This is a genomic window from Pedobacter sp. MC2016-05 (genome assembly GCF_026239735.1).
Classification (GTDB): Bacteria; Bacteroidota; Bacteroidia; order Sphingobacteriales; family Sphingobacteriaceae; genus Pedobacter.
Genome location: NZ_JAPIVT010000006.1, coordinates 121,583 through 140,163, shown reverse-complemented (window position 1 = coordinate 140,163; position 18,581 = coordinate 121,583). Strand labels below are relative to the sequence as shown.

Here is an 18,581-nt window from a genome sequence, read left to right as displayed (position 1 = left end):
TAGGAGTAAGGATCAAGGAATAAAGATCAAACACTAGTGTAAAGAAACATAAGAATCTGTGGAATCACTAAATCAGTGTTATCATCTGCGAAGCGAAAAATAAAACAAACGAAATACATTAAACTATTATGAAACTGAAGCACATATTAATTACCATTGGTGTCATTCTTGCCATTTTAGCCGTGTTGGCTGTAACTGGCGTTATAGGTGGCGAAAAAATTGAAAAAGTTACCGTAGATAAAGCATCAGATAAAACTGTGGTAGAAACAGTAACTGCTAGTGGTAAAATTCAACCAGAAACCGAAGTTAAATTAAGTTCTGAGGTATCGGGAGAAGTGGTAGAACTGAAAGTTAAAGAAGGCGACATTGTTAAAGCCGGACAATTACTTTGTAAGGTTCGTCCAGATATTTTGCAATCAGGTTATGAGCGTACAGTGGCTTCATATAACGCTCAGAAAGCGAGTGTTGCTGCCGCACAACAACAATTGGCTCAAAATCAAGCTAATTTTGTTAATGCCGAAGCTACGTATAAACGTAATGTAGAATTGTTTAATAAAAAAGTGATATCAGCATCAGAATTTGATGCCGCCAAAGCTGCCTATTTAACAGCTAAAGCAACCTTAGCCAGTGCAAAAGAAAATGTAACTGGTGCTAAATTTACTTTAGAGCAAACAGGTGCAAATGTAAAAGAAGCAGGTGCCAATTTAGCCAGAACGACTATTTATGCTCCTGCCGATGGGGTAGTTTCAAAGCTATCAATCGAATTGGGAGATCGTATTTTAGGAACCTCACAAATGGCCGGTACCGAAATTATGCGTATTTCCAATCTTTCATCAATGGAAGTAAACGTAGATGTAAATGAAAACGACATTACCCGCGTTAAAGTAGGCGATAAAGCTTCTATTGAGGTTGATGCTTTTGCTGATAAAAAATTTAGAGGTGTAGTAACAGAGATCGCAAGTTCATCAACAGCAGTTGGAACAACTACTTCAACTTCAGTAGATCAGGTAACAAACTTCTCTGTAAAAATCAGAATTACAGAAGTGATGGAGGGCAAACAACAATCTATTTTCCGTCCAGGAATGTCGGCCACTGTTGATATTGAAAGTGAAACTGTTAATGGTTTAGCTGTTCCAATTCAGGCCGTATTTACTGAAAGTGGTAAAGCTGGCGAAGGCGACAAAAATAGCGGAAGCCAGGAAAATACTGATAAGCAGAAGTCGAAATTAACCGATAAAAAAATAAAACAATTCGTATATACTTTTGATTCCAAAACTAAGAAGGTAAAAAAAGTTGAAGTGAATACAGGGATCCAGAATGATCAATTTATCATCGTTAAATCGGGTGTAAAAGCTGGTCAGGAAATTGTAACAGGCCCTTATTCAGCAATCCAAAATAAGTTAAAAGACGGTATGGTTGTAGAAAAAACGGCTAAAGACCAGTTGTTTAACAAAGACGGCAAGAAGTAGTTTATAATTCATCGCAAGAAATAGTAACTTGCACAACGGTTTAGGGTGTAAACCAAGGTTAGGGGTGTAAGGTTTAAGGTTTAGAGACATCAAGTCTATACCTTAAGTCTTACACCTTTTACCTTACACCTTTTTTGGAACACCTTTTACCTTAAAACCTTTTTTATAAACATGGTACCTAAAATAGCGATGATAGGGGGCGGGAGCTGGGCGACTGCCATTGTTAAAATGCTTTCTGATAATTTATCCGAAAAAGAAATTTATTGGTGGATGCGCAATGAAGTGGCTATCGATCACATTAAAAAGTTTAAGCATAACCCACACTACTTAAGTTCCGTTGAGATAAAATTGGCAGATGACCACTTATCTTCAAACGTAAAAGAAATTATTAGTGCTGCTGATTTCGTGATCCTAAACGTACCTGCCGCTTTTATAAAGGAAACGCTTTCATCAATTACTAGTGATGATCTAAAAGGCAAAAAAATTGTTTCCGCAATTAAAGGTATTGTACCAGAAGATAACCTGATTATTGGAGAATTTTTACATGAGCGTTACGCCATTCCATATCATGATATTTTGGTGGTAAGCGGCCCTTGCCATGCCGAAGAGGTTGCTTTTGAAAAACTATCTTACCTCACTATTGCCTGTACAGATATTGAAAAAGCTTCAGGTTTTGCATCATTATTAAATACCCACTACATCAAAACCAACGTTTCTGATGATATTTTCGGGACGGAATATGCAGCTGTTTTAAAAAATATTTATGCTGTAGCAAGTGGAATTTGTCACGGTATAGGTTACGGCGATAACTTCCAGGCCGTATTAATTAGCAATGCCATTAGAGAGATAAAACGTTTCGTTGATGCCGTTCACCCCATCAACCGGGACATTATGGAATCTGCCTATTTAGGCGATTTATTGGTGACGGCTTATTCTCAATTTAGCCGCAACCGTACTTTTGGCAACATGGTTGGCAAGGGTTATACCGTAAAATCAGCGCAGCTAGAAATGAATATGATTGCTGAGGGCTATTATGCGGCCAAATGTATGCACATTAAAAACCTTGAATTTAATGTGGATATGCCAATTAGTAAAGCTGTTCACAATATTTTGTATGAAAACCGATCGCCTCAAATGGAGATGAAGTTACTTGCCGAGAGAATAAATTAATAGCTGTAATGCAATGAACTTCTAATCGGTTACTACAGTCCTTCTTTTCGTTTAATCTTTTTGTTTGTGGTACTGCTAGGGTTAAAATTTTTGCTTCGAAAAGGATATCACTTCAATAAGGTTAATTTAACATTTTGTGGTAATCCTATTTAAAACAAATTGGCTGTTATCGCGTTCTACACTAAATAAAAATAACTGTCATGAAAAAGAAATTTGCAATAGGATTGTTAACACTCGCATTATTTGGCGGTGTAAGCTTAAGTGTTAATGCACAAGAGAAAAAAACAGATGTTGGTAAAGCACTAGATAAAACAGGAAAAGCCATTGGAAAAGGTGCAAAATCGGTTGGTAATAAAACTGCCGAAGTTGCGGTGAAAGGCGGTTCGAAAGTAGCAGACAAAACCTGGAAGGGCAAAATGGCACCAGATGGTTCTGATGTTTACATCAATGCTAAAAACGAAAAGTATTACGTAAACTCAAAAGGCGCGAAAATTTGGTTAAAACCAAGTCAAATCAAAACCAGAGTAGAAAAAAAGAACTAAAATAATGAACAGCAAAAAGCCTCGGTTGAAAATTTTCAAACCGAGGCTTTTTTATTTTTCTGATTTTTTTAGATTATTGTTCCGTATAAATCGAAATCTTCAGCTCTGTCTATTTTAACATTTACAAAACTGCCATTTGAAGCATAACCTGTTGCAGCATCGATTAAAACTTCATTATCCACTTCTGGTGAATCGAATTCTGTTCTTCCAACAAAGAAATCGCCCTCCTTTTTATCAACCAAAACTTTAAAAGTATGCCCCACCTTTTCCTGGTTGATATCAAATGAAATGCCTTGCTGTATTTCCATGATCTCATCTACACGTTGTTGTTTAATTTCATCGGCAACATCATCAACTAGGGTGTGTGCATGAGTTTTCTCTTCATGAGAATAGGTAAAACAACCTAAACGATCAAACTTGGTTTCTTCAACCCACTGTTTCATTTCCTCAAAATCTTGTTCTGTTTCGCCCGGATAACCACAAATTAAAGTAGTTCTCATCGCAATATTAGGCACTTTATCTCTAATTTGGTTCACCAAATCAATTGTTTTTTGTTTCGTTGTACCACGACGCATTGATTTCAACATATTATCTGTAATGTGCTGAAGCGGCATATCCAGATATTTGCAAATATTATCACGCTCGTTCATGGCATCCAAAATTTCCATCGGGAAACCAGAAGGGTAGGCGTACTGTAAACGAATCCATTCTATACCAGGAACATCAGATAAACGGCGCATGAGCTCATCTAACTTTCTAACGCCATACAAGTCTAAACCATAGTAAGTTAAATCCTGTGCAATTAGAATTAGCTCTTTGGTGCCATTTTTAGCTAGAATTTTGGCTTCGTTAACCAACTCTTCGATCGGTTTACTCATGTGTTTTCCACGCATCAGCGGGATAGCGCAAAATGAACAAGGACGGTTACAACCTTCGGCTATTTTGAAATAGGCAAAGTGAGATGGCGTAGTTAATAAACGTTCGCCAATAAGTTCATGTTTGTAGTTTGCACCTAACTCGTGAAGTATATTTTGTAAATCGTTGGTGCCAAAAAAAGCATCCACGTTGGTAATTTCCGATTCTAGTTCTGGCTTGTAACGTTCAGATAAACATCCTGTTACTACCACTTTGCCAATTTTGCCTGCTTCCTTTAGTTCGCTGAACTGGAGAATGGTATCGATAGATTCTTGTTTAGCATTATCAATAAAACCGCAGGTATTGATTACTACAATATCATCTTTCCCCATCTTATCAGACTCGTGAACAACGTTTAAGTTATTTCCACGTAGCTGCCCCATCAATACTTCTGAATCGTAGATATTTTTAGAGCAACCCAAAGTAATTACATTTATTTTGGGTTGTTTAATTGCGGTTTTACTTTTTACTATTTTGGTATTCATAATATTATTTTGATAGAACCAATCAATACTGGTTTGATTAAGAACCGGTATTTTGTCATCGTCCGTCATTGCTTCGTACCTCGCAATGACGATTTTCTTTCTTATTTAAACAAACTATTCACAAACTCTTTCTTATCAAAAAGCTGCAAATCGCCTATCTTTTCTCCTACGCCAATATATTTTACTGGAATTTTAAACTGGTCGGAAATGCCAATTACAACACCACCTTTGGCTGTTCCATCTAATTTTGTGATGGCCAAAGCATTTACATCTGTGGCTTCAGTAAATTGTTTGCATTGCTCAAAAGCATTTTGCCCGGTTGAAGCATCTAATACAAGCAAAATTTCATGTGGCGCACCTGGAACAACCTTTTGCATCACCTGCTTAATTTTGCCCAACTCATTCATTAAGCCAACTTTATTGTGTAAACGTCCGGCAGTATCAATAATTACTACATCTTCGCCATTGGCAACAGCCGATTGTAACGTATCAAAAGCAACAGAGGCAGGATCAGATCCCATCGGTTGGGCAACAACTCTTACCCCGACACGTTCACCCCAAAGTTTAATTTGATCTACAGCAGCAGCTCTGAAAGTATCTGCAGCACCCAAAACAACCTTTAAACCAGATTCTTTTAATTTATGCGCCAGTTTGCCTATAGTAGTTGTTTTACCAACGCCATTTACACCAACCACCATAATTACATAGGGTTTGTGATCGCCATATTCAAATTGACGGAAATCGTTGCTGTTATTTTCAGAAAGTAGTAGCTGAATTTCATCTCTTAAAATGAAATTTAATTCAGACGTATTAAGGTATTTGTCTTTAGAAACGCGTTCTTCAATCCGTTTGATGATTTTTAACGTGGTGCTTACTCCAACATCAGAAGTAACCAAAACTTCTTCGAGATTATCGAGTACTTCGTCATCAACTGTTGATTTTCCGGCAACAGCTTTGGTAATTTTATTAAAGAAACCATCTTTAGTTTTTTCTAAACCTTTATCCAACGCCTCTTGAGCCTCTGGAGCAGTTTCTTTCTTTTTGAAAAAATCAAATAAGCCCATATCTAAATTTGCTATAACAAAAAAAGCCCTCCCGGTTAAAACGGAACGGCCTTTAATATTTTCTGATTAAAAAATATTAACCTTATTTAGATGCAATAGCATCTTTTACGTGGTCGTTATGAACGATAAGTTCTTTGAATGAGTAAGCACCAGTTTTTGGTGATTTAACCATTGTGATCACTTTCGAATATTCTTTACCTGTACCTGTTTTAAGGGTTGCAACTACTTTCTTTGCCATGTTTTTATAATTTTAATGATTGAATGATAGATTGATAGAATGGGGGTTCCTCACCCTAACCTTCTATTATAAATCACCAATCTTATTTAATTTCTTTGTGTACGGTTACTTTTCTCAATACCGGGTTGAATTTTTTCAATTCTAAACGCTCAGTAGTGTTTTTACGGTTTTTCGTAGAAATATATCTAGACATACCTGGCATGCCACTTTCTTTGTGCTCAGTACATTCTAAAATAACCTGAACTCTGTTACCTTTTTTTGCCATTTTAATATTAATTGTAAACTGTTAATCTCAACAGTTAAAGTTTTTTACAAAAATCCTTTTTTTACGAAACGGTTAATTGCTTCGCTAATACCCACTTTATTGATGGTCTTAATCGCTGAAGTAGAAACTTTCAACGTAATCCAACGGTCTTCTTCAGGGATATAAAATTTCTGAAGTTTCAAATTAGGATAAAATTTGCGTTTGGTTTTAACGTTCGAGTGTGATACGTTATTACCTTTCATTGCCATTTTTCCTGTTAAATCACAAACTCTTGACATGACTTGTAAATATAGTTGTTAAAATATCGTCGCTTAATTTTTTTAAGAGTGTGCAAATATCTGAATAATAATTGTAAACAACAAGAGGGGGTGTAATTATTTTTTGTAATTTATCTCTACATTCCACTTACCAACTTCTTTCAGTTCAAATTCTACTTGCTCGTTACCTGACTTAACCTTCAATCTAAGAGGAAAATTTACTTTTTCAATTGTATAAACGTTTTGACTTGAATTTAATTTATCAACCTTAATGTCATCGTAGCCGCCATTTAAAACTTCAATGTGATCGAAAATTGGACCTTTTTTATTCCTTAATTCTTCAGATTCTGATTTGCCACTTATTCCGATTGCAGTAACATTGTTGTTAGACGCAGTTTTTTGTGGTACCCCGACGGTTATATACAATACGGCACCACTTTTTTTAGATTTTCTAATTTTCACTTCCTCTATGTTTTTAGATTTATTAAAAACTACGAAATTAGAATCTCTGTCAATTGTTGTTTTGACAGAGGAATAAACGTGGAAGCCAGTGAACATTAGAAGAAGGGCAATTAATAAAGTCAGTTTTTTCATAATTTTAAAATAAGTAGTAATTTATAATTTTTGTATCAATTTGCCAGGCTTAATTTCTGAATGAGCCATCAAAAAGATAAAATATATCTTATTCAAATCAATATAAATGTTTGTCTCGCCAGATTATTGAAACTTCAAAATTTGAAGCTTACCGTATTAAAATAATCTTCGGATTTGTAATGATTGAAAACTAAAACAGAGCTGTTTTCTTAGCCTATCGATCTTGGATACTAATTTAAAAAATTTTTGCTTTTTAAACAAAGAAGGTGAAGTGGTGAATTAATTAACAAATTTTCATATCATAAAAATAGAATAATAAACGCAGAAAACAAATTAATGGGTATTTGAGCCTATTTTTTTTGATGCAATTTGAATATTAATTTCGTCATTATTTATTTAAATTAGCCGCTAGTAATCCCAAATATATAACAAGTACCATGCAAATTACATCTTTTAATCAATACGAAGAAGATTATAAAAAAAGTATCGAAAACCCTGAACAATTTTGGGGCGAGGTTGCACAGAACTTTCAGTGGAGAAAACCTTGGTTTAAAGTTTTATCATGGAATTTTAACGAGCCTGACATTAAATGGTTTGAAGGTGCCAAACTAAACATCACCGAAAACTGCCTTGATCGTCACTTAGAAAAGAACGGTGATAAACCTGCCATCATTTGGGAGCCCAATAATCCTGAAGAAGAAAGTGTTACCCTAACGTATAAGATGTTGCACGAACGGGTTTGCCGTTTTGCCAATGTTTTAAAACGTAATGGAGCAAAAAAAGGCGACCGGATTTGCATTTATATGCCCATGGTTCCTGAGTTGGCAATTGCAGTGCTGGCCTGTGCCAGAATAGGAGCCGTTCACTCGGTAATTTTTGGTGGTTTCTCTGCTAAATCCATTGCCGATCGGATTAACGATTCGCAATGTAAATTGGTAATTACTGCAGATGGTGCGTATCGTGGAAATAAACAAATTCCGTTGAAAGATGTAATTGACGATGCGCTCATCGGCTGCCCTACCGTAGAAAAATGTATTGTGCTTACGCATGTGCGTACGCCTGTTTCCATGTTGAAAGGTAGAGATGTATGGTGGGAGGATGAAGTTAAACATGTTAATGATATCTGCGAAGCCGAAGAGATGGATGCAGAAGATATGTTGTTCATTTTGTACACTTCGGGCTCTACAGGTAAACCAAAAGGCGTGGTACATACTTGCGGCGGATACATGGTTTATGCTGGTTATACCTTCACAAATGTATTCAATTATCAACCAGGAGAAGTTTATTTCTGTACCGCTGATATCGGTTGGATTACAGGGCACTCGTACATCGTTTACGGACCGCTTTCTCAAGGGGCAACATCTGTATTATTTGAAGGGATTCCAACTTACCCTAATGCTTCTCGCTTTTGGGATATTGTAGAAAAACATAAAGTAAATACATTATACACCGCACCAACTGCTATACGTTCATTAATGAGCTTTGGCGAGGAACCGTTACAAGGAAAAGATTTAAGTTCTATTCGTGTGCTCGGCTCTGTAGGAGAACCTATAAACGAAGAGGCCTGGCATTGGTTTGACGAAAAAATTGGACATGGTAAAGCACCAATTGTTGATACCTGGTGGCAAACCGAAACCGGAGGAATTATGATCTCGCCAATCGCCACGGTAACGCCGACAAAACCAAGTTACGCCACTTTGCCTCTGCCAGGTATTCAGCCTATTTTGGTAGATGAAAATGGTAAAGAAATTGAAGGCAATGGCGTAAGTGGAAATCTTTGTATTAAGTTTCCATGGCCTGGAATGTTACGTACCACCTATGGCGATCATGAGAGATGCAAGCAAACCTATTTTTCCACTTATGAGAATTTATATTTTACTGGAGATGGCTGCTTACGCGATGAGGATGGATACTATAGAATCACTGGTAGGGTTGATGATGTTTTGAATGTTTCTGGTCATAGAATTGGTACTGCGGAAGTAGAAAACGCCATCAATATGCATGCTGGCGTGGTTGAAAGTGCAGTGGTAGGCTATCCGCATGATGTAAAAGGACAAGGAATTTATGCTTTCGTAATTAATCCGGAAATGCATGGTGAAGCAGAACTGACTAAAAAAGATATTTTGCAAACGGTTACCCGGGTAATTGGTGCTATTGCCAAACCAGATAAAATCCTTTTCGTGTTTGGCTTGCCAAAAACACGTTCGGGTAAAATTATGCGTAGAATTTTAAGAAAAATTGCTGAGGGTGATACCGCTAATTTAGGCGATACTTCAACTTTGTTGGATCCAGGCGTGGTAGAAGAAATTATAGCGGCTTCTAAAGCGCTGAAATAGATTTAAACATTCAAAGTAACAAAAAATACCGATCATTTGATCGGCATTTTTTTTAGTGTTTATTCTTAAATTAGTTATATCCTGGATTTTGAACCAGATTTTTGTTTGCATCCATTTCTATTTGAGGAATCGGAAAAACTAAATTGTTTGCATTCCAAGCAATCGACCCAATATTGGTTTGCGTTCTTTTGGCGTCGTGTAATGCAAAGCCTTCGAAGGCTAATTCTAGCTTACGTTCATTTAAAATATTTGCTAATGTTGCACTTGTTGTCGTTAATCCCGCTCTTCCTCTTACAACAGATAGATCTTGAAGAGGTGTGCGCCCGCCAATGGGTGCCGCTGGAGCCAAACGCACATTACATTCCGCTCTAATTAAGTACATCTCAGCTAACCTGATAATAGAAACATTACCATAAGGATTTGCATATTTTGAAGTGAACATATCGCCATCATCGTAGAAAGCATTCACCCTATCATCTGCGCCTACATAGTTAACATCAATCCAGCTTTGGGAAATAACTGCATCTCCACGACCGCCGTAGGTCGACGATCCATAAAACTCATTATATCCATTAAATCCGGTTAGGGTCGTAACCTGAATAGAAAATACATCTTCAGTTGTATTTAAGCCTGGGCTTGATCCCATTGTAGGGAAAGCTGCAGTGTATGATGATGTTAATGAGTAGTTTCCAGAAGTAATAACTCTGTTTGCAGCAGCGCCAGCAGCAGCATAATTTCCCATCTGTAAATATAGTCTTGCAAGCATTCCGGCTGCAGATGATTTTGTAGCAAAAAATCCATTTGTTGCTGGTAATTTTGCTTCAGCGTCTGTTAAATCAGCAATTGCTTGTGCATAAACTGCCGCAACCGTAGCTCTTGTTACATAGCTTTCATCTGTGACTGCTGTTGTTGGCGTAAGCACTATTGGTACGCCTAAATTTGTCGCAGGAGATCCATCATTATATGCTTTTCCATATAGCCTCACTAAATCAAAATAAACAGCCCCTCTTATAAATTTCGCTTCACCTTCTACTTTATTTTTTTTCGCCGCATCAACTTTGCTTATCGCAGACAATACATTATTTGCATCGTTTATAGCTGTATAACCCGCTGCCCAAACGTTATTTACGAAAGTATTTGTTTTTAATATTGATTTATTTATGGTTTGTGTAAGCTCTTCATAGGTTCCATACCACTCGATAGCATTCGTGTTCGCTAGAAAATCGGCCATCAAAAAGGGCCTCCCACCATAAAGATTTCTGCTTCCCAATTCAGAATAAGCTCCAACTAAAGCAACTTCTACATCCTTAGAAGTAAGTAGCGCTTTACTTTGCTCAATTGTATCTACAGGGGAAATTTCAAGTGCTTTTTTACAAGATGATGTTACCGATAGTAACATCGATGCCATTATCAATTTATATATATATGTCTTTTTCATGTCTATTCGTCGTTTAATTATAAGCCAATATTGATACCGAATGAAATTACGCGAGGCTGAGGTGCTGAATAGAAATCGACACCCTGGTTGATGTTGGTTGATTGATAATCAGCATTTACCTCTGGATCCCAACCCTTGTAGCCTGTTATAGTTGCCAAGTTTTGTGCAGTAGCATATAATCTTAACTTACTTAATTTGATTTTAGTCAGTACTGAAGTTGGAAAAGTGTAACCCAGCGTTAAGGTTTTTAAACGGATAAAATTACCACTTGAAATATATCTGGTTGAATTTCCAACACCATTCCCATAAAATAACCTTGGTTCCGGAACGGAAGTAAGATCTCCAGGTTTATCCCAGTATGATGCTTGATCTGCAGTTTGATTATCGTATCCATTTGATCCGTTTGCACTCATATATTGACCACCTGCATTAAAGATTTTATTACCAGCTACTCCTTGAAAGAATATTCCTAAATCAAAGTTTTTATAAGAAAATGTATTATTGATGCCAAAAGTATATTTAGGATTTGGATTCCCAGCAAAAATGCGTTGAGCTTCATTTATGTCGGTTGTAGTTTCTCTGTTCACATTACCAGAAGCATCGGTTGTGTTTTTATAATACAAAGCATCACCGTTAGATGGATCAACTCCCGCATATTCTGGCAAGTAAAAAACACCAATTGGTTGCCCTGCAATTGCAGCGTTTATTTCATTGCTGTTTAATACCTGACCACCTAAATCGGTAATTTTATTATTGTTTATTGCAGCTGTAATTGCTGTCGACCATTTAAACTCACCCACAAAATTTTCTGAGTTAATTCCCAACTCGAAACCAGTATTTTTTAACTTACCTAAATTTTGTGTTTTTGTAGAAAAACCAGTTGTTTGGGGAATAGGAACATCCAATAATAAATCCGTTGTATTTTTTTGGTAAAAATCAAAGGTTCCCGTTATTCTATTTTTTAAGATTCCAAAATCTAATCCTATATCAAGCTGTTTGGTTTTTTCCCATGTTAAATCTGGATTGGCAATTCTAGAAGGAATTTGACCTGCAACACCACCATAAGCACCTGTACCACTAAATAAACCTCTTGCAGAGTAATTCCCAATTTCTGCATTACCGGTTAAACCATAACTCGCTCTTAGTTTCAGTAAGCTAATGGTTTCGCTACTTTTTAAGAAATCTTCTTCTGATGCAATCCAGGCAACTGATCCTGCAGGGAAATAACCATACCTATGATTTTCTCCAAACCTAGATGAACCATCTGCTCTTACACTAAAACCTACCAAGTAACGATCGTTGTATTTGTAATTTGCTCTAAAAAAATAAGACAAAAAGCTAAAGGCACTTTCATTACTTGTTGCTATTACCTTAGTAGCAGCTGATCCTAATTTGATGTATGCATCACTCGGAAAATCTTGACCTTCTAGTGTGCTGTATTTCGAAGTAGATTTTTGATAGCTTGTTCCTAAGATGGCATCAAATGCACTTTTACCGAAGGTGGTATTATAGCTAAAAAAGTTGTTTGTATTAGCATTGATAACGAATGTTGAGATGTTTTGTCCATCCCCATTAGCTGTTCCAGTATTTCTAAAAGTTAAGGAACCATAGTAGCTCTCTTCGTTTTGGTTCAAGTTATCAATCGAGAAATCTGTGCTGAATTTTAAGCCTTTCGCAATGTTAACATTTGCAAATGCTTTGCCAATTGTGCGGTAAACAGTTGCTTTATAGGCTGCATTTTCAATTCCGATAAAAGGGTTGTAATAAACAGGGTAGTTCGAAGCAGCACCTGGTAAAGTCCCGCTAATTAACCCTGATCTTGGATCGATGAAAGGCGTAATTGGCGATAGGGCTACTGATTGTAAAGGGCTAGAGAATGCATTATCATTTGATAAACGATTATTTATACTGTTCGAAAAATTCAAATTCACACCAACCTCTAAAAAATCTGTAACCTTATTGGTTAGGTTTAATCTTCCGCTATAGCGCTTGTAGCTATTACCAACAATGATACCTTGCTGATCTAATGCTTGGCCGCCTATATAAAACTTAGTTTTTTCGTTACCTCCAGTTAAGTTTAAATCATACTGTTGTGTAACGGGATTCTTTTGGAATGATTCTCGTTCCCAATTTGTGTTTACCTTATAAGTCTGGTAGTCGGTATTTCCTGCTGAATAGCGGGTTAGCCTTCCCTCAATAATTGAAGTATAGTCATCAAGCGCCTCTTGTAGCGTGGCATAATCTCCATTAAGAAAATCCTGATTTGCAGCACCAGCGCCTGCTCTTCTTAAAATCTGAACATATTGTTCAGCATTCATAAATTCTCTATGATTAGATGGTGTACTAATTCCACCCAAAGCATTAAATTGAATAAGTGTTTTACCTACTTTACCTTGTTTGGTTGTGATTATTACCACGCCATTCGATGCTCTTGCTCCATAAATTGCAGAAGCTGATGCATCTTTCAAAACCTCTATAGATTCGATATCATTCGTGTTTAAATCGGCCAATGCACTTGTCGGAGCCGTTGTGCTCGAGAAATCTCCCGAAGTTATCGGGATTCCATCAACAATATAAAGAGGTTCACTACCAGCGGTAACCGATGCTGCTCCACGAACCCTAACGGTAATTCCTTGTCCAAGCTTTCCATTTTGAGCTGATATCTGTACACCAGCTGCTTTGCCTTGTAGTGCTTGTTCGAAGCTGGTAACTGGAAGGTTCTCCAAATCTTTTGACTTAACTGAAGCTACCGACCCCGTCACATCACGTTTATTCTGCGTACCGTAACCCACTACCACTACATCAGATAAGGTGGTATTTTCTTCGTCTAAACTGGCATTGACTGTACTGCCTGTTATAGCTATTTCCTTGGTTTTAAATCCGATAAAAGTGAAAACCAACGTTTTTGCGTTTGCCGGTACGCTTAGTTTGTATGAACCAGTTGCATCGGTTTGAGTACCATTTGAAGCGGCTCCTTTTACGTACACACTAACACCAGGTAAAGGCCCTGAACTGTTAGAGGTAACTTTCCCGGTTATGACTTTATCTTGTGCGAAAGCAAGCGAAATCAAACCGAAAGATAAAATCATACTTAATAGTAGTTTTTTCATCAAATTTTAGTTTTAGTTAATAATGGTTTATAGTTAGAGGAATGATAAATCAATGTAACAAAATTTTTATTTAAAACATTTAAGAATGATTGGTTTTAACATTTAATATCGTTTCAAAAGCGCATTTCGAAACAAAAATTGGAGATGGTTGTTGATAAAATAGATTAAAATTTGATTTACTTAAAAAAAAACTCGAAATGGATAAGTTAGAAATTAAAGGAAAGTGGAACGAAATAAAAGGAAAAGTTAAACAAGCTTATGCCGATTTAACTGATGATGATCTGAAGCACGATGAGGGGCAAGATGATGAGTTATTAGGGAGACTTCAGCAAAAAACAGGTAAAGGAAGAGACGAACTGGTAAAGTGGATTAATTCCTTATAATCATTTGTTATGATGATGAAAAACAGGCGGTCAAATTTGACCGCCTGTTTTCGTTTAAGCATATTTCTGTCCGGCTAATTCAATTTTTTTAAGTAGTTTTAATCATCCCAAGTTTATAGCCAACCAACAAGTTTTTAATTGCAAGCCTACTATGAGTAAAGCGTTTGTTGTCTTTTTGTTTTTGATGGGATTTATCTCGTTAGAGCATATTTATGCGGAAGATGTGAAGCCGAAAGTTTCTTTCTATTATCGCCAGCTCGATAATCGAAATGGATTATCAAACAGCTCAATTAATTCAATATTTCAAGATAAAGACCAGCTTTTATGGATTGGCACCTGGGATGGTTTAAACCGGTATGACGGAGCTAATTTTACTGTATACAACCATAATATTGATAAAATAGAGAACAGCATAGGGAGCAATGTAATTTTATCCATTAAAGAAGATCAAAAAAATAATATCTGGATAAATACCATCGGTGGTATTTCTCGCTACAATAAAGTTTCAGGGAAGTTTAGCCGTTATTTTTATAAAAATACTTCACCACAAAAAATACGGGAGAATGAATACGACCTTATTATAAGCAATGATGGGATGGTTTTTTGTTTTTCAGCAAATGGAGTTTTAAGCAGATACGATTTTGAAAAAGACCAATTCATAGCCTTTCAACAATTCAAGAGCCATGAAGTCATTGTTAAAATGAATTTTGTGGGCAATCAACTTTGTTATCTTAATAAATCTGGAGAACTTAAGTTGGCCAAAGTTGGGCAGAAGACTTTACAAATTGAAAAAAAGTTCACCGATCCTAAGGGAATAAGCAATTTCTTTGTCATCAATGGTAAAATTATTTTCACAACTACTACCGAAAGCCAATTTCTAGTCGATCAAAACTTTGCTGAAGTGCCCATTGACTGGCCAAAAAAAAAGATCAAAGCAGTTTCGTTTTATAAATCTCATTATATAGTTGCATGGGAAAACCAAGGCTTGAGTGTTTTTGATTCAGACTTTAAAGCATCGAGTTTTCTAAAAAATGAAGTTGCTGCCGTCGAAAACCTTAAAATAACTGCTTTAAATGTAGGTGCTGATCAGATATTATGGTTAGGTACAGACGGAAACGGTTTGGTTCAGATTTACCCAAAAGAAAATTTTTTCGGCTTATTAACCAAAGTAAACGGCACCAATATCAATAAACCTATAAGAGCTTTTGCAGAAGAAGGTGGAAATTTATGGGTAGGGACCAAAGGAAACGGTGTTTTTATTTTTAACAATTTTTGGTCGGAGAATAGGGCAACTACCAAGCCGAAAAAAATTGATGTGAGCTCCGGGTTAGAAAACAACTCCGTTTTTGCAATTCAAAAAGGCGCAAACCAATTTATTTATATAGGTACCGATGGTAAAGGACTTTCTGTGTTTGATTTAAAGTTGAATAAACTATTCAATTGGAAAGATATTCGCAATACTAACAAGCTTCCTGAGTTTAAGTCGGTTTATGCTATTATTCAAGATCCTGATGGTTCTATTTGGATGGGAACCAGTGGTTATGGTTTGGTTCACCTCAAGCTTGTTCGAAATCCGGATCAATCGATTTCCATTCAGCATTTTAAGCAATACTCGTCTTCATCAGTGGAAAAAAATGGACCCGTAAATGATATTATTTATGCCTTGGCTCAAGGAAAGGATAATCGTTTGTGGATTGCTTGTAGATACGGGGGATTAAGCGTATTAAACACAAAAACCGGAAAGTTTAAAACTTATAAGGCTTTCGGCTACGAAGGTAGCTTATCGCATAGTGACGTTTTATCACTGTTTTATGATAGTAAAAACCGGCTATGGATTGGTACCAGTTATGGTCTAAATTACTTGTCATACGAAGAATCTTTAAAGGATAAACCGAAATTTATAAAAATAACAACTGATAAAGGATTACCAAATAACACGATACATGCCATTCAGGAAGATGTGATGGGAAATATTTGGCTAAGTACCAATAAAGGTTTGGCAAAAATAAATCCAGCCAACAACAGCATAGCCAACTATCAGGAAAGCGATGGTTTACAAAGCAATGAGTTTAGTGATGGCGCAGCTTTTAAAACAGCAAATAATAACCTGCTTTTTGGGGGGATTTATGGATTTAATTATTTCTTGCCTAAAAATATTGTCGAAAATACCAAACAGCCCAACTTGTTGATTTCCGATTTGCAACTTGGTGGAAAGGAATTCCAGAATAATCAGTACCTTATTGTTAAGGGTACACAGAAAAGCGCTCCAACATTCGAGTTGGAGCGTAGAAGCAATTTTTTCCAATTTTCTTTCAATGCGCTCAACTATTTTAGTGCATCCAAAAATGAGTTCGCCTATAAACTTCAAGGCCTTGATCAAAACTGGCGTTATACCGGTACGGATGGGAAAATCGCCTACTACAATATCCCTCCGGGTAAATATGAATTGTTGGTGCGTTGGAGTAATGGCGAAGGAATCTGGACCAAGGACGTTGTTGCGCTTAGGCTAGATGTAAAACAGTATTTCTGGCTTACCTATCCAGCTTATGCATTTTATCTGTTCCTGTTAATTATTGGTGGATATGCCTTTCATGTATACCGAAAAAACAGGTTGGAAATGAAATTTAAGCTGGAGCGGGAGTATCTGTTCAGGCAAAAAGATGAAGAAGTGCATTTGCAACGAATTAATTTCTTTACCAATATTGCACACGAAATTCAAACGCCTTTAACGCTCATTTTAGGCTCTGTAGAGCATTTTATGCAAAAGCGTAATACGCTAGATAAATCAATTGATAAGAATTATTTTCTCTCGATTGTGCATCAACACACCGCCCGCTTAACTTATTTGGTGCAGCAATTATTAGAATTTAGAAAAGCTGAAGCTGGCTATTTAACACGTAGCGACGATTATTTCGATATTAGCAAGTTACTGAATAGCTTAACTCAACTTTTTGTGCCTGCTGCAGAAAAAAACCGACAAAAATTTGCCCGCGATATTCAACAAGGAATTGCTGGGTTTATAGATAAAGATAAGTTTGAAAAAGTGCTTTTTAATTTGCTTTCGAACGCATTTAAACATTCAGGTAAGGAGCAGGAAATTGTTTTTAAAGCAAATTTTGATTCCGAAACCCAGGATTTGGAAATCGTTGTAGGCAATTCTGGCTGCCAACTTCAAGAGGCAGATTTAAAGCATATTTTTAAAGAATTCTACATCGGTGGTGGCAATCAGTTTGAAAAACAAAGCACAGGGATTGGCTTAGCCTTCACAAAAGAACTAATCTCGATTATGGACGGGAACATTCAGGTCTATTTAGAAGACGATTGGATCTATTTCAACTTCAAACTTAAACTTCAGCAAACTATAGAAGGTAAAGAAAATGAGGTTGTAGCCTCGGCTCCATCTTATTTATTTGAATCGATACTGAAGCCCTACAACGAAGAAACTGCCGAAGAAAATAATAAAATTGCTCTAATTGATGATTTAAAAGGCTATGCCCCATCGAGTATTTTAGTTGTTGAAGATGATGCTTCCTTGCGATTCTTGATTAGAAACATCTTGAAAGATTTATACATTGTTTACGAAGCCGAGAACGGTAGGTCGGCCTTGGAATTTCTAAAAAACAATACGCCGGATATCATCATTAGCGACGTAATGATGACGGACATGGATGGACTTGAACTTTGCAAACACGTTAAAACAGCACCTTCAACCTGCCACATCCCTTTTATTATGTTATCGGCCAAAGGTACGGAAGAAAGCAAAATTGAAGGTTATGAAACAGGGGCTGATGCCTATATTTCAAAGCCTTTCCATGTAAACTATTTACAAATGCGGGTGCGGAAACTCTTAGACTACCGAAACCGCATGAATCATTTAATTAAAGACCGAAATATAAACAACCAATTTGTGGATGTTGATTTGGAGCAGGGTGATAAAGAATTTCTAAATGCGTTGGTAAAAGCGGTGGAGGATAATTTAGCAGAACCAGATTTAGATGCCTCGAAACTGGAAGATATTTTATGCATTAGCAAAATGCAATTGTATCGAAAATTAAAAACTCTAGCCGGGATGACTCCCTCTGAATTCATCAAAAGAATTAGGTTGAAACATGCTGCGGTTTTACTCCAAAATTCGAAATTAAATGTATCCGAAATTTTCTACTTAACAGGCTTCAACAATAAATCTTACTTCTTTAGGGAGTTTAAAAAGATTTATCATCTGGCCCCAAATGAATACCGTCAGAAACAGCACGAGGGAACAAGCCCAACAGAAATTTTTTAAGCAAAACGCCTTCAAAACGCTCTTTTGCAATAA

14 protein-coding genes are annotated in these 18,581 nt (G+C 36.5%); 6 read left to right on the top strand and 8 right to left on the bottom strand.

Annotated features, from left to right (window positions below; translation table 11 throughout):
• The first annotated feature begins 128 nt into the window (after nucleotides 1-128).
• The 3 genes from OQZ33_RS10370 (at nucleotide 129) to OQZ33_RS10360 (ending at nucleotide 3,181) form a co-directional block, all read left to right on the top strand.
• Nucleotides 129-1,469, top strand: a complete 1,341-nt coding sequence (locus OQZ33_RS10370) for an efflux RND transporter periplasmic adaptor subunit (RefSeq protein WP_265798974.1) — start codon at nucleotides 129-131, stop codon at nucleotides 1,467-1,469.
• 171 nt (nucleotides 1,470-1,640) lie between these two features.
• Entirely contained in the window at nucleotides 1,641-2,639 is a 999-nt protein-coding gene (locus OQZ33_RS10365) for an NAD(P)H-dependent glycerol-3-phosphate dehydrogenase (RefSeq protein WP_265798973.1), read from the top strand.
• 200 nt (nucleotides 2,640-2,839) lie between these two features.
• Entirely contained in the window at nucleotides 2,840-3,181 is a 342-nt protein-coding gene (locus tag OQZ33_RS10360) for a hypothetical protein (RefSeq protein WP_056848597.1), read from the top strand.
• Between the two features lie 68 nt (nucleotides 3,182-3,249).
• Here OQZ33_RS10360 and rimO read toward each other — a convergent pair whose 3' ends face one another.
• The 6 genes from rimO to OQZ33_RS10330 form a co-directional block, all read right to left on the bottom strand.
• Entirely contained in the window at nucleotides 3,250-4,581 is a 1,332-nt protein-coding gene (gene rimO, locus OQZ33_RS10355) for a 30S ribosomal protein S12 methylthiotransferase RimO (RefSeq protein ID WP_265798971.1), read from the bottom strand.
• 101 nt (nucleotides 4,582-4,682) lie between these two features.
• Nucleotides 4,683-5,645, bottom strand: coding sequence for a signal recognition particle-docking protein FtsY (gene ftsY / locus OQZ33_RS10350; protein ID WP_265798970.1), 963 nt, complete (start codon nucleotides 5,643-5,645; stop codon nucleotides 4,683-4,685).
• Between the two features lie 82 nt (nucleotides 5,646-5,727).
• On the bottom strand, nucleotides 5,728-5,883 hold the full coding sequence (locus OQZ33_RS10345) for a DUF4295 domain-containing protein (RefSeq protein WP_010599808.1): 156 nt from the start codon (nucleotides 5,881-5,883) through the stop codon (nucleotides 5,728-5,730).
• 82 nt (nucleotides 5,884-5,965) lie between these two features.
• Entirely contained in the window at nucleotides 5,966-6,148 is a 183-nt protein-coding gene (gene rpmG / locus OQZ33_RS10340) for a 50S ribosomal protein L33 (protein ID WP_010599807.1), read from the bottom strand.
• 44 nt (nucleotides 6,149-6,192) lie between these two features.
• On the bottom strand, nucleotides 6,193-6,426 hold the full coding sequence (gene rpmB, locus OQZ33_RS10335) for a 50S ribosomal protein L28 (protein WP_010599806.1): 234 nt from the start codon (nucleotides 6,424-6,426) through the stop codon (nucleotides 6,193-6,195).
• Nucleotides 6,427-6,522: 96 nt separating this feature from the next.
• Entirely contained in the window at nucleotides 6,523-6,999 is a 477-nt protein-coding gene (locus OQZ33_RS10330) for a hypothetical protein (RefSeq protein ID WP_265798967.1), read from the bottom strand.
• 425 nt (nucleotides 7,000-7,424) lie between these two features.
• Between OQZ33_RS10330 and acs the strand changes: the two genes are divergently transcribed.
• Entirely contained in the window at nucleotides 7,425-9,335 is a 1,911-nt protein-coding gene (gene acs / locus OQZ33_RS10325; RefSeq protein WP_265799089.1) for an acetate--CoA ligase, read from the top strand.
• A gap of 70 nt (nucleotides 9,336-9,405) precedes the next feature.
• Here acs and OQZ33_RS10320 read toward each other — a convergent pair whose 3' ends face one another.
• Both OQZ33_RS10320 and OQZ33_RS10315 read right to left on the bottom strand, forming a co-directional pair.
• Nucleotides 9,406-10,773, bottom strand: coding sequence for a RagB/SusD family nutrient uptake outer membrane protein (locus tag OQZ33_RS10320; protein WP_265798966.1), 1,368 nt, complete (start codon nucleotides 10,771-10,773; stop codon nucleotides 9,406-9,408).
• Nucleotides 10,774-10,790: 17 nt separating this feature from the next.
• A complete protein-coding gene (locus OQZ33_RS10315; protein ID WP_265798965.1) occupies nucleotides 10,791-13,883 on the bottom strand; it encodes a SusC/RagA family TonB-linked outer membrane protein in 3,093 nt (1,030 codons plus the stop codon).
• Nucleotides 13,884-14,080: 197 nt separating this feature from the next.
• On the opposite strand from OQZ33_RS10315, the gene OQZ33_RS10310 reads away from it, so the two are divergent.
• Both OQZ33_RS10310 and OQZ33_RS10305 read left to right on the top strand, forming a co-directional pair.
• Nucleotides 14,081-14,266: a CsbD family protein gene (locus OQZ33_RS10310; protein WP_056848604.1), complete on the top strand. Its 186-nt coding sequence runs from the start codon at nucleotides 14,081-14,083 to the stop codon at nucleotides 14,264-14,266.
• 151 nt (nucleotides 14,267-14,417) lie between these two features.
• Nucleotides 14,418-18,548 carry a hybrid sensor histidine kinase/response regulator transcription factor gene (locus OQZ33_RS10305; RefSeq protein WP_265798964.1) on the top strand — a complete coding sequence of 1,377 codons (4,131 nt, stop codon included), beginning with the start codon at nucleotides 14,418-14,420 and terminating at the stop codon, nucleotides 18,546-18,548.
• The last annotated feature ends 33 nt before the right edge of the window (nucleotides 18,549-18,581 follow it).